We start from the raw sequence: 25,542 nt of genomic DNA on the forward strand, positions 1-25,542 counted from the left end.
TTTTCGGGGCCACTTGCCTTAGCCATTCGGCAAACTTGCTGAAGATAAAGCTGCTGCCGCGCATGGAGAGGTGGTCGTCGTCGTAAAAATAAGATGCGCCATCCTTCAAACCGTCGCAGGACGATGGGTTGCATAAATATTCATAGGCCGGAAAAATCCGGATCCGGTTATGAGTGGCGGCGGCAATGGAGTCGACGGCTTTTCTGTAGTTGGCGTTGCGCTCGTCGAAGGATTTTCGGGATACATTGCAGCCGGGTCTATCCTTGTCCGAGATGCGGAACGGGCGGTCGTCCAGGCAATTTTTGGCGCTGACGCCGATTTCCGGCACATCTTCAATGAACACCACGGCCTTGCCGAATTTTAAAATCTCGTTAATGGATGCCACGTAGCCGGAGATAAACTGGTTGTAGTTTTCCGCCAAGCGGTCGTCCGGGTCTTTGATAATCCGGTAGTTGTTCTTTTTTTCGCTATCGCCGTAACCGGAGCCTTCGATGTACATCGCGCCGCGGGTGGCGAAAACCACGCGTTGAATGGACGGAAAATCCCGCAGCAGTTTAAGCACAATCGGCATGACCACGCCGCAGCGGGACGATTTTTCCGCGAACTCCTCGGTCGGGTTAATGGTGACCAGATCGATAAACGGCAGGCAGCCGTTGACCGCCACCAGCGCCAGATCGTTGGAATTTTTGGCAATGGAATCGTAGACGAATTGCGCGGCGTGGCTGTCGCCGACCACCAGCGTGCCCGGCGTGGCGGTGGTAAAGCGGCATATCAAATAATCGTAGCTGGCGCCCAATGCGGAACGGCAGCGCTCGTCGATCCAGTCCTCGGGGGTATTGTAGAGTACCGTGCCTTTTACATCGGCGAACATTTTGGTTTTGGCGGGGGCGTCGGCTTGGCGAAATTCCAGTCCGTTTTTTAAATAAGAGATGTAGCCGATATTGCCCACCACCAGCATCAGCAGTATCAGCACGACCGTTTTGGCGCCGCTGTGCTTGCCCAGGCGTATCGGCGTTTCCACCAGCTTGTAGGTGAGCCAGGCCAGCACAATGGTCATCGCCACCGCAATCAGGCGAATCGTGGCGCTCGGCACTTCGGTTTCCACAATCCGGGCAAAAGACAGCAAGGGCCAGTGCCATAAATACAACGGAAAACTGATTAGGCCGAACCACACCGCCAACCGGTTGGACAACAGGATGCGGTTAACCCAGGCCTGCGGGCCGGCGGCGATGATCAGTACCGCGCCCAGCATGGGCAGGATGGCCCATTTGCCCGGAAAATCGAGATCCTTGTTGATGATGTAAAAGCCGTATGCCAGCAGGCTTAAGCCCGCAAACGACAGCACGTTGGCCAGCGTCTTGCCGTCGGCCTGATGCTGCGATTCCCGGTAAACCACGGCCGCCAGCCAGCCGTCCAGCCGGCTTTTAAAGTCCGCGAACGCGCCTTTTCTGTACAGGGTCATCCAGGCCAGCAAACTGCCGCATTGCAATTCCCAAAAGCGGGTTTGCGGCGAGTAGAAGGTGCCGACGGAGTCGGTCAATATGCCCTTGATATTCAGATAAAAGGAGGCGACGGCGACCACTAGCGTTACGGTCAGCAGATTGAAGTTTCTACCCCAGGCAAACCATAGCAGCAGCGGCCAAACCAGGTAGAATTGTTCCTCCACGCCCAAACTCCACAAATGCAGCAGCGGTTTGGTGTCGGTGGCGCTGTCGAAATAGCCCGACTCGTCCCACAGCACGATGTTGGAAACGAAGCCCGCCCCGGCGGCGATGTGCTTGCCCAGTTGCTTGTATTCGTCGGCGAACAGCGCGAACCAGCCGAAGGCGTAGCTGGCCGCCAGCACCAGGATCAGGGCCGGAAAAATACGCTTGATGCGGCGAATATAGAATTCGGTAAAGCTGAAAGTACCCTTCTCCAAATTCTGAAAAATGATGGTGGAGATCAGGTAGCCGGAGATGACGAAGAAAATATCGACGCCGATGAAGCCGCCCTTCAGGCCGGCGGGGAAGGCGTGAAAGGCGATGACCGAGAGCACCGCGATTGCCCTCAGACCGTCGATGTCCGGACGATACTTGGGGTGTGAAAGGTGTGGATGAAGAGCAGTCATAGATAGTGGCACCCAGTGAAGCCTTGGTTCGTCATCGGGCCCGCACTGGCGTGACCAGGGGAGGAGAACCTGAATAAGTCAAAGGTTATTCTAAACGATAAACTTCGGATTTTGCTGCTCGCGGCAGCTAATATTTATCGGACAGGGAAATACGTTGTTTTACTGCGAATAACCGGAAATATTCGAACGGCGAAAGCCGTTTCGGCAGGGAGGAGTGTGTCGCCCGTTCTCGCAAGAACGCGCGCAATTTGAAAATGCTTGTTCTAGCTTTGAGAATTTTGCAGTATTATCGCCGGCCTGTTTGCCCAGTTCGTCAACTATAGGCCCTTAAACTTTTCATGCGGAACAAAGCTTCGAAAAAATTCGCCGCTTCGGGTTTCAACCGTTCTCGGTTGTTGCTGTCTATTGGGTTGCCTGTAATATTGGCGATGGCGTTTTTGGGCATGCAATTTTTGGATCTGGATGCAATTGGCTGGCATCGCGGTTTTGAGCATCCCCTATCCGGTTGGGATCACTTGGTCACCATGCTCGCTGTCGGCATCTGGGCCGCACAATTACGCGGACAGGCTATCTGGATGTTGCCGGTGTCATTCGTCGGCGTGATGAGTTTGGGCGGCTTGGCGGGCGCGTCGGGCCTATCTCTGCCTAGCGTGGAAGGCCTTATTCTGCTTTCTTGCGCGGTTTTTGGGGTATTGATTACTCGCCGGGTTCGATTCGGCAGTAAAATCAACGTCCTTATCGTGGCGTTTTTCGCTTTCTTTCACGGCTTTGCCCACGGCCAGGAGATTTCCGCCTCCGCCAGTCTGATTTCTTACACGCTGGGTTTCATGCTGGCAACATTGCTGCTGCACGGCACGGGTATTCTGGTGGCAAAGCTGGTGGTATTGGCCGTCGGCTGTCTATTTAGCCTTATGCTGTCGAATGTGGCTATCGCGGCGGCGTCAAAAGGCTCGGTGCTTGATGGCGGCGCTAAAATCGCTGCCGGCGATACCGTGTTTGCATCGGTCGGCACTCGGCAAAACAGCTATCTGTCGCTACCGGAGCACAACCGCGCGCGGAGTACCGGTACGCTAGCCGACAATCGGGCTGTTTCGGAACGACAGGATAGTACGGGTATGGCTTGGCAATTGCCGCCGCCCCGGTTCTTAGCTGGCTGGATAGGCTTGGCCAGGCCGCAAGAACCGATTTTAAGCCGGTTGAGTTTCAAACGCTTTTTTCCGGATATCAATCAAACCCCCGGCATACAATTGTCGAGCAACGGCGTCGGTTTGACCTCGCCGCCGCTTGCCATCCGCCATGCTTCCGCGCCGCGCAACGTTTTAAATTTCCATTCCGTTTCTATTCCCAACTTTGAAGTCCCAAGGCTTCAATCGTTTTTTGCCAAACCCGCTTTTGGCGATACCTTAAAACCCGCACACATCACCGCAAACGCCGACGATACTCGTCCGCCAGTGTTGTTACGCCTGTTTTCTTGCGCAACGCCTATACGGCGCGCATTTTCTGACGCTCAAAGCCGTCCGGCACAACCCCGACGCATTCCTCAAACACAGGCTTTGTCTGCCTGCACTCGAAACATTTTCATAACTACTACAACAACATAACCCAGGGGGAAACGTGGAACTCACACACACGCTAGAACACATTCTTTACATGATCTCGTCGTCGCTCTACCTGCCGGTATTGCTGATCGTTACTTTGCTGGCGGCCTATTCGATTTATACCTGCGGCCGTCTGGCGCAGGAATGGCTGGAGCGGCGCAAGGCCGGCTCGCGCACCGTGCGGCAGTTCAATCTCGATCTGGCCGTCGCCTTGGCCAAGCAACAGCAAACCCATACGCCGTTGGACGTGGAGTTGGAATTACTGCTGCAAACCCATGAGCACCGTCAGTTGATCAAACTCGACCAAGTGCGTTTCGTCATCAAACTCGGTCCGGCGTTGGGTTTGATGGGAACCTTGATTCCGATGGGCATTTCGTTGGCCGCTCTGGCGCAAGGCAACATTCCCAGCATGGCCGGCAGCATGGTCACCGCCTTTACCGCCACCGTCACCGGTTTGGGCTGCGGCGTGATTACCTATCTGGTGGCGCTGGTGCGCGAGCAATGGCTGCGCGCCGATTTCGCCGCCATGCGCCATCAGGCCGAACTGGCCGCCAGCCGGGTGTTGGATGCGCAAGACCTGACCATAGCGGAGGACGGCCATGCGCTATCTGAGACGCTCTAATCTGCACCGCAACAGCGAACCGCTGGAAGATCCGATAGCCGGCGTCGCCAACCTGTTCGATGCCAGCGTGGTATTCATCGTCAGCATGATGGTGGCTTTGTTCATGGCCTACAACATGCTGGATTTGATGAATCCGGAATCGACGGTGACGATGACCAAGGAAAACGCCGACGGCACCATGGAAATCGTCAGCAAGAAGGGCTCGCAAATCAAGGTTTCCAAAGTCACCGACCGCAAGCTCAGCGGCTCTGGCGAGCGCTTGGGCACCGCGTATCGGTTGAATGACGGCAAGGTGGTTTATGTTCCTGAATAAATACCTGGCTTGGCTACTGACCCTGTTGTTGTGGCTGGCCGCCGGTCAGGCCGCGGCCGAAACGCCGATCAACCTGAGCCTGATTCTCGGCGATCTGGATTCGCAAACCGCTGTAGAAGCGACCGCCAAATTGCAAAACGATGCTTTGCTAAAGGATGTGACGATCCGGGTGTACTCCAGCTCCAAGCTGGCGCAAGCCGATAACGCCGCATTGCAAAAATCCCATCTGGTATTGGCGCAAATTACCGGGCGCGGCATTCTGCGCGAGGGCGGCGAGCTGTTCAAACAGATCGCCGCCGGCGGTGGCAAGCTGTATGCGGTAGGCCTCAGTTACGACGCCGATTTTGCCGATTACGGTCTGCAACTGGATAAGGAACTGCAAGCCTATATGTCGGCCGGCGGCGCGGACAATGCCGCCAACATGATCCGCCTGGCCGTCGCCAAATTCAGAAATGTTCGAGCCGAGATCGCGCCGCCGCAAGCCCAACCGGACATCGGCGCCTTCGATGTGCGCAGCAAGCAATTGTTTGCCGATTTCGACAGCTATCAAAAGGCTTATGCCGGCTATAAGGCCGGTCGGCCGTGGATCGCGATTCTGTTCTATCGTTCCTCGGCGTTGTCAGGGCAAACCGATACCGTAAAAAACCTGGCCGAAAACCTGGAAGCTAAGGGCTACAACGTGCTGCCTGTTTTCGGCTATCCCTACGATAAAACCCTGGAAAAAATGCTGGTAGATGGCAACGGCAAATCCCGCGTCGAGGCCATCGCCGCACTGGCCTTGAAAATCGGCGCCAGCCCGGATAAAACAGTACCGACGCTGACGCGTCTGGGTGTGCCGGTTTTGAACGGTATCGCCTTGAACAGCCAAAGCCAGACGCAATGGACCGAATCGGCAACCGGCCTGGACGTGATGGAGCGGGCCTGGCAAGTGGCCTTGCCGGAATTCGCCGGCGAAATCGCGCCGACAGTGGTGGCCAGCAAGGAAAGCGTGCACGACCAGGCTACCGGCCAGGATTTCGTCCGCGAAGTGCCGATCCCTGAACGTGTCGCCCGCTACGCCGACCGGCTGGACAAATGGGCGACATTGCGCAGTACCGCCAACGCGGACAAGAAAGTTGCCTTGCTGTATTACAACTACCCGCCCGGTAAGGAAAACATCGGCGCCTCGTATCTGAATGTATTGCCGGAATCGCTGCTGCTGATCATGGAGCGGATGCGCCGGGAAGGTTATCAATTAGGCGATGCGCCGCAAGACGGCGACGCCTTGAAAGCTGCCGTAAAAAATCACGGTATCAATCTGGGTAACTGGGAGCCGGGCGCCATCGCCGAAGCCGCCGCCGGCGGCCGCGCCGTGTTGTTGCCGATCGAAGACTACCAAAAATGGTTCGATGCCTTGCCGGAAACCTTCAAGGCGGCGATGCTGAAAGCTTGGGGCAAGCCGGAAGACAGCAAAATCGGCGCCTGGACCGACGCCAAGGGCAAGCGCTTTTTGATCCTGCCGGCGCTGCAATACGGCAACTTATTGCTGGCGCCGCAACCGTCGCGCGGCTGGGAGCAGGACGTCAAAAAACTTTACCACGACGTCACCATGCCGCCGCATCATCAATATGTGGCGTTTTACTTGTGGCTGCAAAAAGGTTTTGGCGCTAATGCGATGATCCACTTGGGTACTCATGCCACTCACGAATGGCTGTCAGGCAAGGAAGTCGGCTTCACCGCCGCCGATCCCGGCGAAATCTTGATGGCCGACGTGCCGCAAATCTATCCCTACATCATGGACGACGTCGGCGAAGCCTTGCAGGCCAAGCGGCGGGCGATGGCAACGATTATTTCCCACATGACGCCGCCGCTGGACAAAGCCGATCTGAATCCGGAATTGGCTAAATTGGCCGGTTTGCTGGACGACTACAACGTCGCCGCGCAAAAAAGCGAGCAATTGGCGAAGATTAGACTGGACGAGATCAACCAGATTGCCGGCAAGGCAGGCCTGCTGAAAGACCTGAAAATGGAGCGTGCAGAAACCGGCGACCAGCTGGAAGAGCTGGAACACTATCTGAAGGAAATCCGCGAGAAGAAAGTGCCGATGGGTTTGCATACCTTCGGCAAAGCGCCGGACGAAACGGCTAGACAGCGTTTCGCCGAAGCCATCGTCGCCCGCGATCCCAAACTGAAAGGCGAAGCGTTGAAGCAAAAAGTCCAGGCCATGGCCAAGCTGATCGCCGACAGCGCCAACGCGGAAATGAACGCGCTGATCGATGCCCTGTCCGGCCGCTACATCCCGGCCGGCAGCGACGGCGACCCGTTGCGTAACCCGGACGCCTTACCGACCGGCAAGGATTTGTACGGATTCGACCCGTCGCGAATTCCCAGCGAAGCGGTGTACAACGAAGGCGCGCGTCTGGCCGAGCAAGTGGTCGCCGATTTCAAAAAGCAACACGGCCACTATCCGGAGCGACTGGTGTTCAATTTGTGGGGCGTGGAAAGCTCGCGCCACGAAGGCGTGATGGAAGCCGAAATCATGCATCTGCTCGGCGTCAAACCGCATTGGGACGAACGCGGCCGCACCCAGGGCGTCGATGTGATCGCCCGCGAGCAGTTGGGCCGGCCTCGCGTCGACGTTACCATCATTCCGTCCGGTTTATACCGCGACTTGTTCGCCTCGGTGATCAAGCTGCTGGATCAAGCCGAAACCAAGGCCCAGGAACAGGACGAGCCGGATAATCCGTTGCGCCGGCATATCAAAGAAACCCAGGCCGAACTGATCAAGCGCGGTTTGCCACCTGAGGAAGCGCTGGATATGGCCTCGGCCCGCTTGTTCAGCGTGCCGTCCGGGGCTTACGGCACCAATCTGGACCGGGCCATTCCGCTGTCAAACACCTGGAACGACGAAAAACAACTGGCCGACGTGTTCTTCAACCGCATGCACCACGTTTACGGCCGCGGCCATTGGGGCGAAGCGGCCAGCAAGGACGCGGCGCTGGCGGTGGATTTATTCAAATTGTCGTTGAAAGACACCGACGCGGTGATTCACAGCCGTTCCAGCAACGTCTACGCCTCGTTGGACGGCGACGACTTCTTCCAATATCTGGGCGGCACCGCGATGGCGGCAAGGCAAGTCAACGGCAAAACCCCGGAAGTGCTGGTCGCCGATCTGGCCGACCCGACCGCCGCCAAGACCATGAGTCTGGAGCGCTATCAGGGCCGGGAAATGCAGAGCCGTTACCTGAACCCGAAATGGATAGAGTCGATGTTGAAGGAAGGTTACGCCGGCGCCCGCTTCATCAATATGGTGGCGGAAAACCTCTGGGGCTGGCAGGTGACGGTGCCGGAAGCTGTCGGCGCCGAGAAATGGCAAGCGCTATACGAAACCTATGTCGAGGACAAATACCAGCTGGATATCCAGAAGAAGTTCGAGCAAGCCGACAACCTGCTGGCCTACCAGGCCATGGTCGACCGCATGCTGGTGGCGATCAACAAGGGTTACTGGCAAGCCGACCCGGCGGTGAAAGCCAAGTTGGAACAGGTGAACAAGGAAGTGATCGCCAAGGCCGGCGTGGCCTGCAACAAGGACACCTGCAGCAGCCCGGAAATCACCAAACTGGCCGAACAGCAGGACGCGGCCAAGGTCATGAAAGCCGCGGCGCCTGGCGCGCAAGCCCAACCGGTATCAGCGGCAGCGGCGCAACCGCAACCGCAACCGCAACCGCAACCGCAACCGCAACCACAGACGACTCAGCAACAAGCCCAAGCCCGGCAACAGCCCGTCCAATCTCAAGCCGCGCCGGACGCTGCCAAGCCATTGGAAGGCTATGAGATGGAAGAGAAGAAAACTGCCAGCGAAAACTCTGAGCAACAACCAGCGCTGAGTCCGGAGCAAAGCTGGTGGTTGGCAATCGGTATCGGTTTATTGTTTTTGGCCGGGTATTTGCGCGGGGTTTTGGAGGAACGTCAATCGAAGGGCCGGTAAAACCTAATCCGGCAAGCGTCTATTTAAGCGGCTTGCCGGGTTCTGCAAGGTTGAAAGGCCTTGTTTATTAAAAAATTAACAAATGACAGGCCATGTCGCGTTCTAACCCGTGGCCGTTCCCGATATTTGGAGGAAACTACTTTGTCACGTTTACAGATTATTACCCTGCTTGCTCTGCTGAATTCGGCAACATTCGATTTTGCATGGGCGGAAGACGCGGAAACCGGACTGGCCGAAAACACGGAAGACGGCCCAAGCGAGAAAGCCAAGAAAAAAACCAAAACCAAGGACGATGAGGAACTGGCAACCATGGTGATTTCCGCTACTCGCTCGGAAATGGAAGCCTGGATGGCGCCGGCCAATGTCAGCGTCATCACGACCGATAATACCGAAAACCGGTTGGTGCAACGCTTGGGCGACGCATTAAAAGACATACCTGGCATTTATTTGCGCGGTGGTGCTTACGGCACTCACTTTCCAGGGTCCAGCACAAGCTATTCCAGCTTTCACGGCGTCGGCGGTACTAACCGTTCTCTTTATCTAATGGACGGTTTACCGGTTAACACGCCCAATAACGGCAACGTCGACTGGAACATGCTCAACATGGATGACGCCCAACAAGTGGAATACGTGCCAGGGCCGTTCTCGGCGCTATACGGTAGCGGCGCCATGGGCGGCGTGTTGAACGTGATTTCCAAGGTGCCGACCAAACGTGAAGGGAAATTGACTGTTGGTGCCGGGGGCGCGGCGGTCGATCAATGGGGGATTAAGGGGCGCTACCGGGATCGCTTTGAAAACGGTTTAGGCATCTCTTTGACCTTCAATCACATGGAGAGTGATAACTGGGCCGTTTCCGATTACGTGACGCTTAACAGAGGCGGTAATGCTTTAAACGGCGGCTCGATACCTGTGATCGGCGCCATTCCGACCACCAATAATACCGGCCAAACAGCACAATACATTATCGGCGACAAAGGCCGTAGGCCTTGGGAGCAAAATAATGCGTCATTACATCTTTACTACGATTTGAGTCCGCAAACCCAAATCGATGGCGGCATGGGTTGGAGCAGAGGCGAGACCAACGACAACGGTAGTTTCAACAGTTATCTGACCCGACTTGACGGTACGCCGATTAGTATTGGTAGCGGTAGTAGCAACATCAATATCGATGGGCGACGATACGCAGTAACCGAAAACTCATTTATGCACTTTCTTCCTGGTATTGAAGATACCCGGCGATATTTTGCCCATCTGAAACACGATTTTGGCAGCGATATAAAGTTAAACGTTGATTTTCAGTATATGCAAACCGAAACATCCTCCACAAGCCCCGGTACCTCCGCAACGCTAAATGGCGGAGCCGGTACGATAACGCTAACACCCAGTAATCGGATAGACGGTAATGTCTCGCTACGTTTCCCGTTCTTATGGAATGAAAGAAATTTTGTAACCGTAGGCTTTGGTTCCAGCCAGACGACCCTGGAAGGCCAATCCAGATACAATCTCAGTAACTGGAGAAACTCCGATTCCACCACAACCTTAACCGCACTGAGCAAAGGCGAATCCAGTATTTATTCTGCTTATATTCAAGATGAATTGTGGCTTAGGAAAAATTTGATTGCTCATTTGGGGGTTCGTTACGACGATTGGTCGACTTCAGGTTCGAATATGAACGCATCGACGGCATTCAATCGAAACTATCAGGAACATTCCGTAGGCCAATTTAACCCGAAATTCAGTTTGACCTGGTTGCCTGCCGATGGATACAAATTATTTGCGTCAACAGGTTGGGCGTTTCGTCCTCCCACAAATTTTGAGCTTTACGGAAGTAGCATTACTTCGGCTGTTATTACTGAGCCTAATGCTAATCTCGAACCAGAAAAAATGTACTCATGGGAAGTGGGTGGGGAGGCCAATCCGTTTGAAGGTACTACTATCGCCGCCAGTTATTACCATCATTACATATCGGACTTGATTTATAATAAAACTATCAGTCTTCCAAGTGCTAACCCAAGATTGGCTGAAAAACAAAATGCCGGAGCGGCAGAAGTCGAGGGTGTAGAAGTCAAGCTCAGGCAACGATTGTATTGGGATTGGTTGCACTTCAATGGTACATATACTCTGAATGATTCGGTCATTACTGAAAACACTGCGGACTCCGCTATTGTTGGAAAGCAGATGCAGCAACTGCCGCAAACCATGTTCAGCGGCGGATTGGATATTAAATACGACAAATGGTCGGGCGGAATTATAGGTCGATACGTAAGTCAGCCAACATTTAACGATTTGAATACGGATTCAGCTACCGGTCGGCCAGGCAGCTACGATCCGTACTTTCTGGTCGATGCCCGGATGGCTTTTCAGGCCACCCAAAATATCGATGTGTCGTTTTCGGTCAACAACTTGCTGGATAGGGAATATTCCCAGTTTTACTTGCAAGCCGGCAGGTCTGTTTACGGCGAGATTTCGTATAGTTTTTAGAACGGTTTGGCGTGTCCGGCGTCACACCTGTCTGTTTGCCGACGGACGGGATTGAAATTGCTGGGTTTGGTGAGGTCTGGGCATGCCGCGGTTGCGAGCGGCATGCCCAGCGCAGGGGTATTTATTTATTGCCTGCTTCGATATGTTTTACCGCGTCTTCCACGGCATGGGTGGCCATTTCGGCATGTTCCAGTTTGCCGTGTTCTATACCCTGTTGTAACGATTCCACTGCTTCGTGCAGGTGGTGTTTGGCGTCGTCGCCCTTGGCGGCTTCCTTGGCTTGTTTGGCGTGTTCCAGCGCGGTTTCCGCATGTTCGACCAAAACTGCGGAGTGGCCCATTTTGCCGTGCTCCACGGCTTCCTTGGCGTGTTTCAATGCGGCGTCGGCGTGCGGTTCGGCGAAGATGGCGCTGCTGAATAGCAGCATGATGCCGCCGGTGATGAGTGCTAACTTTTTCATAACTCCCCCTGGGTTGAAAAGATAGGCGTATTTCGACGCTCAGGTGGTGGGCCGCAAAGCCTGTTTGCAAACGCGACTACCGCAAAACGCCGAAATCGGTACTGCATTATTATGTTCGCATCCGGTTGAATGCAAAAAGGGGATGCCGGTAAATCCAAATAGTTCCCGCTGCAATAAAATTTACCTAGCCGCTTGCTTTACCTTACAATTCAAGCTCGTTACTAACAATAACAATACTGGAGGATGACATGTTTAAAATTCGGATGCTGGTCGCTGCGATTGCATTGACCGGTTCGCTCTCTGTAATGGCCGCGGAAGCCTTGCCAACCACGGCGCCCGCGCCCGCCGATAATCCAACCACGCCGGAAAAAGTCGAATTGGGCAAAATGCTGTATCACGATCCGCGCCTGTCTTCGACCGGCACCGTATCTTGCGCGTCTTGCCACAATACCATGCTGGGCGGCGAAGACAATCGCCCCAACTCGATGGGCGTTAACGGCCAAACCGGCGGCCGCAGCGCGCCGACGGTCTGGAACGCGGCGTTCAACAAAGTCCAATTCTGGGACGGCAGGGCCGATAGCCTTGAGGCTCAAGCCGCCGGCCCGGTCACCAACCCGATCGAAATGGGTATGAAAAGCTGGGATGACGTGGTGGCCCGCTTGAAAACCATCAAGGGTTACCGCAAGGCCTTCGATTTGGCGTTCGGCCAGGATAACGAGACCATCACCAAGGAAAACGCCACCAAGGCGATTGCCGCTTACGAAAGAACCTTGATTACCCCTAACAGCGCCTACGACAAATATGTCAACGGCGACACGGACGCCATGAGCGCGCAACAAGTGCGGGGCATGAAAAAAGCCGTCGAACTGGGCTGCACAAGCTGCCACAGCGGCCCTGCATTCAACGGCCCCGGCATGTTCCAGAAATTCCCGATGCATCCGAACGGCTATTTCGAAGCCCAATACCACTTCAAGAAAGATAAAGGCTTGGCGGAAGTCAGCAAAAAAGACAGCGATGAACATATGTTCAAAGTGCCGACCCTGCGCAATATCGCCTTGACCGCGCCGTATTTCCATAACGGCTCGGTGCCAACGCTGGACAAAGCGGTAAAACTGATGGCCAAATTGCAGTTGGATAAAGACTTGTCCGACGAAGATACGGCCGACATCGTGGCGTTTTTGAATGCCCTGACCGGCGAGTTTCCAAAACAAACCATGCCGGCCTTACCCGGCACGCCCGGCAGTTCATTCAACTAAGCCGTTCAATAGCGAAAGGGGCTGCAAAGCCCCTTTTTTATGCGCTATGGCTGCCATTCTCTATGCTTAACGGCCTTACTCTTTATGGCGCCGAAACGCCCCGGGCGGTTGTGCGAACTGCCGCTTGAAGGCTTTGCTAAACGCGGGCACCGAATTATAACCGCAGCGTTCGGCGACTTTTTCCACCGTCATATCCGGCTCCAGCAGCCAGTGGGCGGCGATTTGCAAGCGCCAGGACGTCAGATACCCGATCGGGGAATGGCCGATCAGCGCGCTAAATTTCTCCGACAACACCGATTTCGACATGCCGGCCCGCGCGCATAATTCGTTGAGCGTCCAGGCATGCCAGGGCTGTTGATGAATCAAGCCCAGCGCGGTCGCCAGGCGCTTATCCTGCATGGCCGCAAACACGCCTTCGCGCACCAAGCCTTCCTCGATACAGTAACGGATCAGCAGCACAAATAAGCCGTCGCACAAGCGTTCGATAACCGAGTCGGAACCGAAGCCTTGCGTCGAAGTTTCTTCAATCACCAGTTCAATCAAGCGGGGCAGCATGTTACCGGCCAAGTTCCGCCTAATCACGACTTCGGCGGGCAGGGCTTGCCACAAGCTCGATTTGGGCGCGGCCAGCTCGATTTCTCCGCATACAAAGGCCGCTTCGCCATCCAGCCAGTCTGTCAAGCGGGTGTCCCGATCGTTGTCCGGCAAATGCTCGGGGCTGTACGACAAAAAATGCCGGGCGGCGTGCGGCAGAAACAATATCAGATCGCCGGTATTCAGCGCTAACGGCGCTGGCCAGCGCGGCGAATGCACAAAGCCCTGTCCCTTGCTGACCAGATGAAACCACACCGATGTCTCGGAATTGTGATCCATCAGCCAGCGTCCGCAGACGCCGCCGGAATAAATCAGCTTGGCATGCAGATTCAAGCCGTTGATCAGCGGTGTTAAAGCATCCATTGGCTACTCCCGGAAGATCGGACAAGGATGCCGGAACAGCGGGCATGGGATGCGGCGGCCGAATTGCTTAATCTGTAGCCGTCGAAACGAGAGCGTTTCCAACCCACGGCAAGCTGGTACCCGTCGCGCTTTCGCATCGGCATATAACCTCATTTATGTTTTTAAACGATAGGAGAGACAGCATGTCCCAATTTAACATTCATTCCATCCAGAGCGCACCCGCCGGCGCGCAGGCGTTGTTGCAAGGATCGCTGAAAAAATACGGTTTCATACCCAATCTGCACGGCGGCTTGGCCGAAGCGCCGGTGGCCTTGGAAGCCTATATCGAGTTGACCGCGCTGTTCGATCGAAGCTCGTTGAGCCCGACGGAAAGGCAAGTGGTATTGCTGGCCGTCAGCGCCGAGAACCATTGCACATATTGCGTGGCGGCGCATTCGACGATCGCCAAGCACATGGTCAAGGCCGATCCGGCCGTTGTCGATGCCATCAGAAATCTGCAACCGCTGCCGGACCCAAAGCTGGATGCCCTGGCAAATTTTACCCGCAATGTGGTGAAAAATCGCGGCGTGGTTCGCGGCCAAGCCTTCGATAAATTTATCTCGGCCGGCTACAGTCGGGCGCAAGTGTTGGAAGTGGTATTGGGCGTCACCTTTAAAACCCTCAGCAATTACAGCAATCATCTCATCGATACGCCGCTGGATAGCGCATTCCAGGCCGAAGCCTGGGAAGTACCGGGCCAATGCGCGAGCAATCGATGCGCTTCGCGAGATGAGCCGGGTTAATGGTTGCCGGGGAGAGTCCCGAAACAACTCGAGCGATTGCAGGCGCGGGTTTTTCCGCGCCTGTTCGGCATCGGGTAGGAAAACTCGAACCCATCTACTCCGCGGGACGGCACGCGGCCTGAAAAACCGCGGCGTGGACTCCGCTCGGCGAACAAGGCTGGATGCACCGAATGATTAGCGCTTCAAACCAGCACTTCCCGCGCATCGGGCTGGCTTAGAAACTTGGTCGGGCTGGCGGTGTAGCCATAAGCGCCCGATTGATAAACCGCCACCAAATCGCCGATTTCCGCTTTGGGAAGCGTCATTTTGTCCGCCAATATATCCAGAGGCGTACATAGCGGCCCAACAATGTTGACGGTTTCCAACGCTTCGCCATGCATTTTGTTGCCGATGGCAATGGGGTAGTTTTTACGGATTACTTGGCCGAAATTGCCCGAGGCCGCAAGATGGTGGTGCAAGCCGCCGTCGACGATTAAAAAGGTTTGGCCTCTGGATATTTTTTTATCGATGATGCGGGTGACGTAAATGCCGGCCTCGCCGACCAGATAGCGGCCTAATTCGATTATGACGTCCGCTTCCGGCAACGATTGGCGCGTCAGCGCCATTGCCGATGCCAATGCCTCCCCGACTTGTTCTATCGCCAAGGGAGTATCGCCCGGAAAATAAGGTATGCCAAAACCGCCGCCGATATTCAATTTGCGGATCGGAGACGGGCAATATTCGGCTAGTTGCACAGCCAATTGCAGGCTTTTTTGCTGGGCTTCCATGATGGAATCGGCTTTCAGATTTTGGGAGCCGCTGTAGATATGAAAGCCTTGAAAGTCCAAGCCCAATACGTTTATGCGTTTTAATATGTCCGGCACTTGTTCTTCGTCGATACCGAACTGTTTGGCGCCGCCGCCCATCTTCATGCCGGATGCTTTTAATTCGAAGGCAGGATTGATCCTGACCGCCACTTTTGCGTTTAAGCCCAGGCATTCGCATTGTTTTACTATGGTTTCCAGCTCGTGAGCCGATTCTATATTGAGCGTTACGCTCGCGGCGATGGCTTGGGATAATTCCAGCGGGCGTTTGCCGGGCCCGGCGAAACTGATGTGTTCGGCCGGCATGGGGGTGTCGAGAGCGACTTTCATTTCCTCGGCCGAAGCCAAGTCGAAGCCGTCCACCAGCGTCGCCATGTGTTGCACCACTGCCGGCATGGGATTGGCTTTCATCGCGTAATGAATTTTCAAGTCGGCAGGCATGGCCTGCCGCAGTTGTTGCATGCGTTGCGTCAGCGCCTGCCTGTCGTAAGCATAAAATGGGGTGTGGCCTACCCGCTGGGCTAACCGGCTAAGCGGCATATTGCCGAGCACGAGTTGGCCGTCGGCGACGGCGAAAGTATGCAGGTTTATGTGCTTCGGTGCGGTTGAATTCATGGTCGCTATCAAGACTGGAACAAGTTGGCGAATTGTTGGCTTAGGATTTTACGGTCTATTTTGCCGTTGGGATTGCGCGGCAAGGTGTTGAGGGCTTCAATTTTGGCCGGCACCATAAAATTGGGCAGTTGGGCTTTGCAGCAGTCCAGCAGTTGTAGCGGATCGAACTCGCCATCGGGTTGCGGGCTGACGACAACGACGACTGCCTGGCCCAGGCTGGCGTGCTCCACGCCAATGGCGGCGGCTTCCTTGACCAGGCCGGAGGCATAGACCACTTCCTCGATTTCACTGGGGCTGACCCGGTAACCCGACGTTTTGATCATGTCGTCCTTGCGGCCGACAAAATATAAAAAACCCTCGTCATCCATCGTCACGGTATCGCCGGACCAGACGGCTATCTCGGTTAACGGCAGGCCCGATAATTGCCCCGGAGCGGGTTTAAAGCGTTCCGCGGTTTTGGCCGGGTCGTTCCAGTAACCCAGGCTGACCAGGGAGCCGCGATGGACCAGTTCGCCGGGTTCGTGCGGCGCGCAGGGGCTGCCGTCCTCGCGGACGACCATGATTTCCGCATTGGGAATCGCTTTGCCCATGGAATCCGGGCGCAGGTCGATTTGCTCGGGCGGCAAATAAGTGGAGCGGAAGGCTTCCGTCAGACCGTACATCAGGAAAAATTGCGAATTCGGCGCCTTGGCGCGCAGTTTTTGCAGTACGGCTTTGGGCATTTTTCCGCCGGAGTTGGTCATATAACGCAAGTGTTGGTCGACCGATTCAGGCCAGTTTAAGTCCGCCAATTGCGCCCATAACGGCGGAACGGCGGCTAGCCCGGTGATCCGGTATTTGCCCAGGGCGTTAATGACATCCTTGGGTAGCAGGTAGTCCAGTAAAACGCAGCTTGCGCCGGTCAATAGGCTGGTTGTAAGCTGATTCAGGCCGTAATCGAAACTGAACGGCAGCACGGCAAGCAGTCTGTCGCTGGCCTGAATGCGCAGATACTCGGCGACGCTTTGGGCGCCGGCGATGATGTTCCGATGGGATAACACCACGCCTTTCGGTTTGCCCGTGCTGCCGGAGGTATACAAGATGGCCGCCATGTCGGTGTCTATCATCGTAACGGCGCGCTGCGGACAGGCGTCGGCCAGTCGGCTGTAAGTCGGCCAGTCGACGATCTGCCGCGACGGATCCTGCGCGCCGCTCGAATCCTGGTCGACCAAAATGATAGTATGTAAATCGGTGCATTCATGCAGCACGGTCTGTAGGCTTTGCAGGCGGCTTTGCGAAGTAATCAGGATTTTGACATTACAATCGTTGAGAATATGGGCAACCTGTGGCGCCTTAAGCACCGGATTGACCGGCACGAACACGCCGCCGGCCAGGGAAACGGCCAGGAAACTGCCGACGGTTTCTATTTGTTTAGGCAGGTAAATCGCAACGCGCTGCTGGCGTTTCAAATCCAGGCTTCGCAAGGCTTGGGCTTGAGATTCAACTCGTTGGGCCAGTTGATGATAACTAATTCGGCTATCCTTATGCACGATGGCATCGGAATCCGCCGCCGTATCCAGGTTGTCGAACAATAATTGATGTAAACAGGTTGCCATGTCGAAATTAAACCAAATTTTAGGGACGCACTATGCAAGCTATCGTAGCAGAATCTACTGATATCACCCACTCCGGCCACAATTTCTTTAACTGTTTTTTAACGGAGCGCCCGATATGTTGAAGTTCGGCAGCTTGCCGGCGCATTGGCAAAGGCCGCTATCGGCACTGCTTATCCTGACGCTAGTCTTTGGCCTGTCTTTTTGGGAAAGCTGGCAATCCATAGTTGATATCTGGTCCCGCTCGGATACGTTCGCGCATGGTTACTTAGTGTTGCCGGCCAGTTTATGGCTGATTATGACGAGAAGAGATTTGTACGTAAAACTCCGGCCGACGCCGAGTTATCTCGGCATAACGATGCTGCTGGCCTGCGGATTCGGCTGGTTAGTGGCTGAAATTACCGGAGTGCTGGTGGTCGAACAGTTTGCCTTGGTCGGCATGTTGGTGTGTTTGATATGGAGCGTGCTCGGTACCCAGGTTGCCGGCAGCATGCTGTTTCCGTTGTTTTTCTTATTCCTGATGGTGCCGTTCGGCGAAGATTTCGTGCCGTTTTTGATGGAGTACACCGCCAGCTTTGTGGTGTTCATGTTGCGGTTGACCGGTATCAGCGTCTATCGGGAAGGACTGCATTTTACGTTGACTTCGGGTAATTGGTCGGTCATTGAAGCCTGCAGCGGTATCCGCTACTTAATCGCATCGATTACCTTGGGGTTACTTTATGCGTACTTGAATTACACCCGTTATGTAAAGCGTCTGATTTTTATTTTGGCATCCATTCTGGTGCCGATCCTGGCCAATGGCTTGCGGGCTTACATGATCGTGATGATTGGGCATTTAAGCGACATGAAGTTGGCGACGGGCGTCGATCACATCATATATGGTTGGCTTTTTTTTGGTTTGGTTATGTTGTTGCTTTTTTATATTGGCTCCTTTTGGCAGGATCAATCGGCCGGCGATGCCAATCAAACGGAAGCTGGAGAAATTATCCTAGTAAGCCCGAAAAGCCATATTTTGTTGACTGGCGCGATTACATTTATAGGTATTGCGATGTGGCCTCTCGCGGCAACGGAATTGCATGCCCGCCAGTCGATTAAGGCGAGTATTCCAGCCGCCTTGTTGCAAAATCTGCCCGTCGAAGCCGGTGCCGCGCCTGTTTGGTCGTGGGAGCCGCTCTTCAAGGGGGTAATGGCGGCTGAAAAACGCTCGGTCGGCGCAGACGGGCAGGTTGTCGGAATCTATTTCGCCAACTTTGGCGATGAATCCCAGGGGGGGGAATTAATTAATTCGCAAAATACCTTGATTTCGAAAGACCAACTTGGCTGGAAAATCATCGACGATTCCCTGCGTTCCATGGATTGGCCCGCGCAGCCTACCAAGGTAGAGGAGGTTGTTATTACCAATGGCCAGCAGTATTTATTGGTCCTACGCTGGTATCGGATAGGCCAAACCAATACCGCCAACCGTTATTACGCTAAATGGCTGCAATTACTCAAGCGCTTGAGTGGCGACGCTTCCCCGGAAGTGATGGCGGTTTTGTATACGCAAACGCCGCATGGCGATTACCGGCAGGCAAGAGATAGGTTGCAAAAAATTGCCTTGGCCTGTTGCGAATAGTTTTAGTTTAAAGGCAGAATTGAACCGTAGCCGGTTTTTACTTGTAACGCATGAGAAAAGGAAAATTTATATGATACCCGTCATACTCTCGGGAGGCTCCGGAACACGGTTATGGCCCTTGTCCCGAGGACAATATCCCAAGCAATTTTTACCGTTGGTTTCCGGTAAAACCATGATACAGGAAACGTTGTTAAGGTTAAGCGGGGTATCCGGTCTGCAGCCGCCGATTGCGGTGTGCAACGAAGACCACCGCTTCATGATGGCGGAACAATTATGGGAAATCGGCAGTAAGCCGGCCGCGATCATTTTGGAGCCCGTGGGTAAAAACACCGCCCCCGCTGTTGCCATGGCGGCCTTAAGCGCGGCATCGGCGGACGATGTGTTGCTGATATTGCCGGCCGATCATGTGATTGCCGATACGTCGACCTTTCATCGGGCCATTGCGAAAGCCGAGCAATTGGCTAAACAGGATTTGCTGGTTACTTTCGGCATTGTCGCCAGTGCGCCCGAAACCGGTTACGGCTATATCAAAGCCGGCGCGGAGCAGGTGGGCGATGGCTTTAAGGTGGCCGCTTTCGTGGAAAAACCGGATGCGGAAACCGCGCAAGCGTATCTGGCTAGCGGCGACTATTTTTGGAACAGCGGCATGTTTGCCTTTAAGGCCGGGATCTTTTTGGCTGAACTGGAAAAATTCAATCCGCAAATGCTGAAAGTCTGCCGGGAAGCCCTGGCAGCCGCCAAAACCGATCTGGACTTTACCCGCTTGGATAAAGAGATTTTTTCAACCTGTCCGGCCGATTCCATCGATTATGCGGTGATGGAAAAAACCGATAAAGCCGCGGTTATCCCGCTGGATGCCGGTTGGAACGATGTCGGTTCCTGGTCGGCCCTATGGGATGTCACCGGCAAGGACCAAGCCGGCAATGCCATCAAGGGCGATGTATTGACCATCGATACCGGCAATTCCTATATCCATTCCAGCAACAAATTGGTGGCGGTGATCGGAGTACGGGATTTGGTGGTGGTGGAAACCGATGACGCGGTGATGGTGGCGTCCAAAGACCGGGTGCAGGATGTAAAAGCCATCGTCGATCAGTTGAAGGCCTTAAAGCGCGACGAAGCCCATGTCCACCGCAAGGTATACCGGCCCTGGGGACACTACGATCTGGTCGATACCGGCGACCGCCACCATACCAAGCGTATCGTGGTTAAACCGGGCGCCAAGCTATCGGTGCAGAAACACCACCATCGCGCCGAGCATTGGGTGGTGGTGAAAGGCACTGCCTGGGTCACCAAGGACGGCCAAGAGGTGCTGGTGACGGAGAACGAGTCGATTTATATTCCGGTTGGCGTGGTGCACAGTCTGGAGAACCCCGGCGTGATTCCGCTGGAAATGGTCGAAGTGCAGTCCGGTAGCTACTTGGGCGAAGACGATATCGTCCGTTACCAGGATAATTATGGCCGGATTTAACCGAACCGGCTGATCCGGGCTATTCGGCGCGTAGTCCGGGTAAGGTCGGTTATCATATCAGTTGCTAATTTACCTTTACCCGGGAGTTTCTATTGCAGCTTCAAGCCGTCAACGATTTATTGAAAAAACACCGGCTGGTGGAAAGCATGGTGCAGAATCAGCCGCTGCCGCGCCGTAAACTGGTCATATCGCTGGTGCAAAAACAGCATATGGCCGAGTTGAATACGCTGTTGGGGAAATTGTCCCCCATCGAAATCGGCCAAATATTATCGGCCTTGAGCTTGGAAGACGCGCATTTGGTTTGGGAACAAGTTGCCGAAACGCGCCAGGATGACGTGTTATGGGAAATTTCCGATACCCTGCGCGAGCAATTGGTCGGCGACCGGGAACCGCACTGCGGCGAAGGCCAAATGAGTGCCTTTGAGTTGAAAGAAGGGCGCTTGTCAAAAGTGTCCATCACCTGCCGCCACGATTTGCTGGCGGTTAATCCCATCTGGATCGATTTGTTGGCGCCGACCAAGGCCCAGCGCACCCTGATAGGCCAGCATTACGACCTGGAATTGCCGGCGCCGGACGACCTGACCGACCTGGAAGCCAGCGCCCGGTTTTATGTCGCCCAAGACGAAATCCATATCCATTCCGATTTTTTATTGGACAGGGAAGGCAAATCCCGCAGCGTGCCGGTGGCGTTCGTACTGCGCGGAAACATGCTGTTCTCGATCAGAAGCGAAGAGTTGCCGGTGTTTCGTCTGCAACGTTTGCGCGCCAGAAACCAGCCCGGCTTTGTCACGGATTGCAAAGACATGCTGTTGGATTTATACGGCGCCGAGGCCGAATATTCGGCCGATTCGCTGGAAGACATCTATACCGAACTGGAAGCGGTCAGTAAAAAGGTTTTGAGCCAGAACGTCAGCGACGAGGATGCCGAGCAAATTCTGGCGGACATTGCCGAAGAAGAAGACTTGAACGGCCGCATTCGCCGCAATATGCTGGACACCCAGCGGGCGGTATCGTTTCTGGTGCGGCGTAAATTGCTTTCGCCGGCGCAACTGGAAGATGCGCAGCAGATTCTGCGCGACATCGAGTCGTTGAACAGCCACACGGCGTTTTTATTCGACAAAATCAACTTTTTGATGGATGCCACGGTCGGTTTCATCAATATCAACCAAAACAAAGTCATCAAAATTTTCTCGGTGGCCTCGGTTGCCATGCTACCGCCCACCTTGATCGCCAGTATTTACGGCATGAACTTTACGCATATGCCGGAATTGGACTGGATGTTGGGTTATCCGTTTGCCTTGTCGATGATGGCGTTTTCCATTTTGTTGCCTTATTTGTTTTTCCGCCGCAAGGGTTGGCTCAGGTAAACAGGGCCGAAAATAATAACCGACTGCTTTACTCGGGAATTAAATAAGACTAAAATAGTCCCAATTATGAGAGGGCCATGTTGAAACTAAGCAAGCTAACCGATTATGCCACGGTGGTATTAAGCGTGATCGCCAAAGACTCGCATCGTTTGCACGATGCGCTGGAGCTGGCCGAAGTCACCGGTATCGCCTTGCCGACCGTCAGCAAGATTTTGAAAATCCTGACCAAGGCCGGATTGTTGTCGTCCATGCGCGGTGCCAAGGGCGGTTATGCGTTGGCCCGCGAGCCGGAAAAAATCACGCTGGCCATGGTCATCGGTGCGCTGGAAGGGCCGATCGCCCTGACCGAATGTTCGGCCTCGCATAAAGGCTGCGATCAAGCCAGCGGCTGCCGGATACAGGGCAACTGGCATCTGATCAATCAAAAGATTGCTCATGCATTGGAATCCGTGACCTTGGCCGACATGATTCTGCCTTTCAAGCAGCCGGCGGAAGTCAGTATCCCTCTCAGCCGTTTATACCGTTAATTTATCGAGAGCGCCCATGTCCGCGACCGCACAAGAAATCGAACATCTGATCAATAAAGAATATAAGCCCGGTTTCGTCACCGAGCTGGAAGTGGATACCTTTCCGCCCGGTTTGGACGAGGATGTGATCCGCAAACTGTCTTTGGTGAAAAACGAACCCGAGTTCATGTTGGAATACCGTTTGAAAGCCTTTCGCCACTGGCAAACCATGCCGTCGCCGAATTGGGCGCAGCTTAAAATCGAGCCTATCGATTACCAAGCCATCAGCTATTACTCGGCCCCCAAGTCCAAAAAAGACGGCCCGAAAAGTCTGGACGAAGTCGACCCGCAGTTACTGGATACCTACAAAAAACTGGGTATTCCGCTGGACGAACAAGAGCGTCTGGCCGGTATCGCCGTGGATGCGGTATTCGACAGCGTTTCGGTAGCCACTACGTTTAAAGGGAAGCTGAAAGACGCGGGGGTGATTTTCTGCCCGATTTCCGAGGCTTTGCGCGATTATCCCGAGTTGGTGCAACAATATCTCGGCACCGTGGTGCCGCCCGGCGACAACTTTTTTGCCGCCTTGAATTCGGCGGTATTTACCGACGGCTCCTTCGTTTACATCCCAAAAGGCGTGCGCTGCCCGATGGAATTGTCGACGTATTTTCGCATCAACGCCGCCAACACCGGCCAGTTCGAAAGAACCTTGATCATCGCCGACGCAGGTTCGCACGTATCGTATTTGGAAGGCTGCACCGCGCCGATGCGCGACGAAAACCAACTGCATGCCGCTGTCGTGGAACTGGTGGCGCTGGACAACGCCCAAATCAAATACTCCACGGTGCAAAACTGGTATCCCGGCGACAAGGACGGCAAGGGCGGCATTTACAACTTCGTCACCAAGCGCGCCGAGTGCCGCGGACATAACTCCAAAGTGTCCTGGACGCAAGTCGAGACCGGCTCGGCGATTACCTGGAAATACCCCAGCTGCGTGCTGCTGGGCGACGACTCGGTCGGCGAGTTTTATTCGGTGGCTCTGACCAACAACCTGCAGCAGGCCGACACCGGCACCAAGATGATACACATCGGCAAAAACACCCGCAGCACCATCGTCTCGAAAGGTATTTCCGCCGGCCGGGCGCAAAACACCTATCGCGGCTTGGTGAAAGTCGCCAAATCAGCCAGCAACGCCCGCAATCACACCCAGTGTGACTCGTTGTTGGTTGGCGATAAATGCGGCGCGCATACCTTTCCGTACGTGGAAGTCAAACAACCCACGGCGCAAGTCGAGCACGAAGCGACTACTTCCAAAATTAGCGAAGATCAGTTGTTTTTCTGCCAGCAACGCGGTTTGTCCGCCGAAGATGCGGTGTCGATGATTGTGAACGGGTTTTGTAAGGAAGTGTTCAAGGAATTGCCGATGGAGTTTGCGGTTGAGGCGCAGGCGTTGTTGGGGATCAGTTTGGAAGGGGCGGTTGGTTAGTTGATTTCTGTAGTTTTGTAGGCCGGAATAAGCGCTAGCGTTTCCGGCAGGTTTTATCGCGCTCCGGCGTGGGAATGCGGTGACGGACGCTCCAGCGTCTGTGGGGATTGTGTCGCTGTCGCGACGGGTTGTTTTGATGTCGGTTCGCGGACCGACAACCGCGGTACTTTTCTTTGCTTGTCCAAAGAAAAGTACCCAAAAGAAACGACACCCCATGCCGCGTTAATCCTGCGCGCCGAAGGCTTTGAACGGCGTGCAAATCCGCTCAAACCCTCCGGTGCTCGGTGCGGCATCAGGGGAGAAATCCCGTCGCGGGATTTAAAGTGGTCAGATGATTTGGTTTTGGGAAGAATTTGTAGAAACTGCCGACGAAAGGAGGCGCATCATTCGCGATCGATGCGCTTCACTGCGTTCAGCACATCCTACGAGCTGATAATTTTGATGAGGTAAGAATTTGTAGGCTTTGCTTCATTCCCACGAGGCGTGTGGGAATGAATTATAAGTCAGCATTAATAAAAATACCTGCCAATACAAAGGATTAAAGAAATGGTTAGATTAAAACAAACGGTAACCATGGCATTGTTAGCTGCGTGCATTGGATTTGCTGATGCTTCGCATGCAGCGATACAGGAAACAGTGACGTATGGATTTGATTTCGAAGTCACCTCAGACACCTATCGTCAGACGCTGAGTGGTGCATTGTTCACAAAAGGTACGCATGGCTCAGGAACAACCACCTTTATGTTCCAACCTGTTTCTGTCGGTGAAACGATCGTGTCGGAAGTGAACGCTAGTTATATCGCCCCGTTTACTGTAGATATTACGTTTGATGGCAATTCACTGAGACTCATTGATTCATCTGTTATCGGGTTATATGACCGGCGGGGTATTATTGTTCAAGATATTCCTTCGAGCGACGTCACATATGACACCGTGCTATTTGAGGGATTCAGTGGGCCAGTTGAGATTAACGACGAGTTCGGTACCCCGGTCACGCGACAATTACATACCCAGATCGGCCTTTTTGCATTATCAAATACGATCACCGATTATGCTCTCAGTGAATCTAACCTTCAGAAAATATTAAGTTCTCTGATAGACACGAGCTTTAACATCAAAGTTAATGGCGGTGTCAACGGACAGGTGAATGGAGTGATTTCCAACTTTCGGATGGTACCAAACACGGTTGTTCCAGCGCCTGAAACCTGGATATTGATGGTCACTGGCTTCACTTTTTTCCGTGTATTAAGGTGGAAGCGTACATCTGCAAATCCTGTAAAGCCCGGTAGGGTGGGCACGATTTAGTGCCCACACGGTTAAACCCAGCGGTGAGCAAAATTTCCAACCCTACACAGGATGGTTTTCTCCCGTTATGCCGCGCCGAGCACCGGAGGGTTTGAGCGGATTAGCCCGCAGGGGCGATGCAGGGATGCATCGCGTTTTCCGCAGGGGCTGGGAGGCCCCTTCGGAAAACCCCGCTCAAACCTGAGGAGCGCAGGGAATACGCGGCATCCGGGTTGCCTTTTCTTTGGATACTTTCT

18 protein-coding genes are annotated in these 25,542 nt (G+C 54.3%); 13 read left to right on the plus strand and 5 right to left on the minus strand.

Translation table 11 applies throughout. From position 1 onward, the window contains the following. Positions 1-2,110: acyltransferase family protein (locus NP596_RS10955; protein WP_256615393.1), on the minus strand; the 2,110-nt coding region annotated here is incomplete at its 3' end. Between the two features lie 428 nt (positions 2,111-2,538). Here NP596_RS10955 and NP596_RS10960 point away from each other — a divergent pair. The 5 genes from NP596_RS10960 to NP596_RS10980 all read left to right on the plus strand — a co-directional run bounded on the left by NP596_RS10960 (position 2,539) and on the right by NP596_RS10980 (position 11,091). Continuing rightward, entirely contained in the window at positions 2,539-3,711 is a 1,173-nt protein-coding gene (locus tag NP596_RS10960) for a HupE/UreJ family protein (protein WP_256615410.1), read from the plus strand. Positions 3,712-3,724: 13 nt separating this feature from the next. Further along, a complete protein-coding gene (locus NP596_RS10965; protein WP_256615394.1) occupies positions 3,725-4,330 on the plus strand; it encodes a MotA/TolQ/ExbB proton channel family protein in 606 nt (201 codons plus the stop codon). Beyond that, a complete protein-coding gene (locus tag NP596_RS10970) occupies positions 4,308-4,643 on the plus strand; it encodes a DUF2149 domain-containing protein (RefSeq protein ID WP_036278116.1) in 336 nt (111 codons plus the stop codon). The genes NP596_RS10965 and NP596_RS10970 overlap by 23 nt, the downstream gene beginning before the upstream one ends. Then, a complete protein-coding gene (locus NP596_RS10975; RefSeq protein ID WP_256615395.1) occupies positions 4,630-8,610 on the plus strand; it encodes a cobaltochelatase subunit CobN in 3,981 nt (1,326 codons plus the stop codon). Before NP596_RS10970 ends, NP596_RS10975 begins: the two co-directional genes overlap by 14 nt. Positions 8,611-8,751: 141 nt before the next feature. After that, positions 8,752-11,091, plus strand: a complete 2,340-nt coding sequence (locus NP596_RS10980; RefSeq protein WP_256615396.1) for a TonB-dependent receptor — start codon at positions 8,752-8,754, stop codon at positions 11,089-11,091. A gap of 121 nt (positions 11,092-11,212) precedes the next feature. Here the strand turns inward: NP596_RS10980 and smbP are convergent, their stop codons facing one another. After that, complete coding sequence (gene smbP / locus NP596_RS10985; RefSeq protein ID WP_256615397.1) at positions 11,213-11,551, minus strand: small metal-binding protein SmbP; 339 nt, start codon at positions 11,549-11,551, stop codon at positions 11,213-11,215. Between the two features lie 248 nt (positions 11,552-11,799). Here smbP and NP596_RS10990 point away from each other — a divergent pair, with 248 nt between their 5' ends. Continuing rightward, a complete protein-coding gene (locus tag NP596_RS10990) occupies positions 11,800-12,807 on the plus strand; it encodes a cytochrome-c peroxidase (RefSeq protein WP_256615398.1) in 1,008 nt (335 codons plus the stop codon). 75 nt (positions 12,808-12,882) lie between these two features. On the opposite strand, the gene NP596_RS10995 is transcribed toward NP596_RS10990, so the two are convergent. After that, a complete protein-coding gene (locus NP596_RS10995) occupies positions 12,883-13,764 on the minus strand; it encodes a helix-turn-helix transcriptional regulator (RefSeq protein ID WP_256615399.1) in 882 nt (293 codons plus the stop codon). 182 nt (positions 13,765-13,946) lie between these two features. Between NP596_RS10995 and NP596_RS11000 the strand changes: the two genes are divergently transcribed. Next, positions 13,947-14,546, plus strand: a complete 600-nt coding sequence (locus NP596_RS11000) for a carboxymuconolactone decarboxylase family protein (RefSeq protein ID WP_256615400.1) — start codon at positions 13,947-13,949, stop codon at positions 14,544-14,546. Positions 14,547-14,728: 182 nt separating this feature from the next. Here the strand turns inward: NP596_RS11000 and NP596_RS11005 are convergent, their stop codons facing one another. Both NP596_RS11005 and NP596_RS11010 read right to left on the minus strand, forming a co-directional pair. After that, positions 14,729-15,964 (minus strand): pyridoxal-dependent decarboxylase, exosortase A system-associated, encoded by a 1,236-nt coding sequence (locus tag NP596_RS11005; RefSeq protein WP_256615401.1) that lies wholly within the window; start codon positions 15,962-15,964, stop codon positions 14,729-14,731. 8 nt (positions 15,965-15,972) lie between these two features. Then, a complete protein-coding gene (locus NP596_RS11010) occupies positions 15,973-17,559 on the minus strand; it encodes an acyl-CoA ligase (AMP-forming), exosortase A system-associated (RefSeq protein ID WP_256615402.1) in 1,587 nt (528 codons plus the stop codon). A 115-nt stretch (positions 17,560-17,674) separates the two neighbouring features. Here NP596_RS11010 and xrtA point away from each other — a divergent pair, with 115 nt between their 5' ends. The 6 genes from xrtA to NP596_RS11040 all read left to right on the plus strand — a co-directional run bounded on the left by xrtA (position 17,675) and on the right by NP596_RS11040 (position 25,306). After that, entirely contained in the window at positions 17,675-19,171 is a 1,497-nt protein-coding gene (xrtA, locus tag NP596_RS11015) for an exosortase A (protein WP_256615403.1), read from the plus strand. 70 nt (positions 19,172-19,241) lie between these two features. Continuing rightward, complete coding sequence (locus tag NP596_RS11020) at positions 19,242-20,642, plus strand: mannose-1-phosphate guanylyltransferase/mannose-6-phosphate isomerase (RefSeq protein WP_256615404.1); 1,401 nt, start codon at positions 19,242-19,244, stop codon at positions 20,640-20,642. 92 nt (positions 20,643-20,734) lie between these two features. Further along, on the plus strand, positions 20,735-22,009 hold the full coding sequence (corA, locus tag NP596_RS11025; RefSeq protein ID WP_256615405.1) for a magnesium/cobalt transporter CorA: 1,275 nt from the start codon (positions 20,735-20,737) through the stop codon (positions 22,007-22,009). Positions 22,010-22,086: 77 nt separating this feature from the next. Beyond that, positions 22,087-22,536 (plus strand): SUF system Fe-S cluster assembly regulator, encoded by a 450-nt coding sequence (locus NP596_RS11030; protein WP_256615406.1) that lies wholly within the window; start codon positions 22,087-22,089, stop codon positions 22,534-22,536. A 16-nt stretch (positions 22,537-22,552) separates the two neighbouring features. Next, the gene (gene sufB, locus NP596_RS11035; protein WP_256615407.1) at positions 22,553-24,001 is read left to right on the plus strand and encodes a Fe-S cluster assembly protein SufB; all 1,449 of its coding nucleotides are present in this window, start codon (positions 22,553-22,555) and stop codon (positions 23,999-24,001) included. Between the two features lie 546 nt (positions 24,002-24,547). Next, positions 24,548-25,306 (plus strand): hypothetical protein, encoded by a 759-nt coding sequence (locus NP596_RS11040; protein WP_256615408.1) that lies wholly within the window; start codon positions 24,548-24,550, stop codon positions 25,304-25,306. The last annotated feature ends 236 nt before the right edge of the window (positions 25,307-25,542 follow it).

This window comes from Methylomonas rivi, from assembly GCF_024505165.1.
Taxonomy (GTDB): Bacteria; Pseudomonadota; Gammaproteobacteria; order Methylococcales; family Methylomonadaceae; genus Methylomonas; species Methylomonas rivi.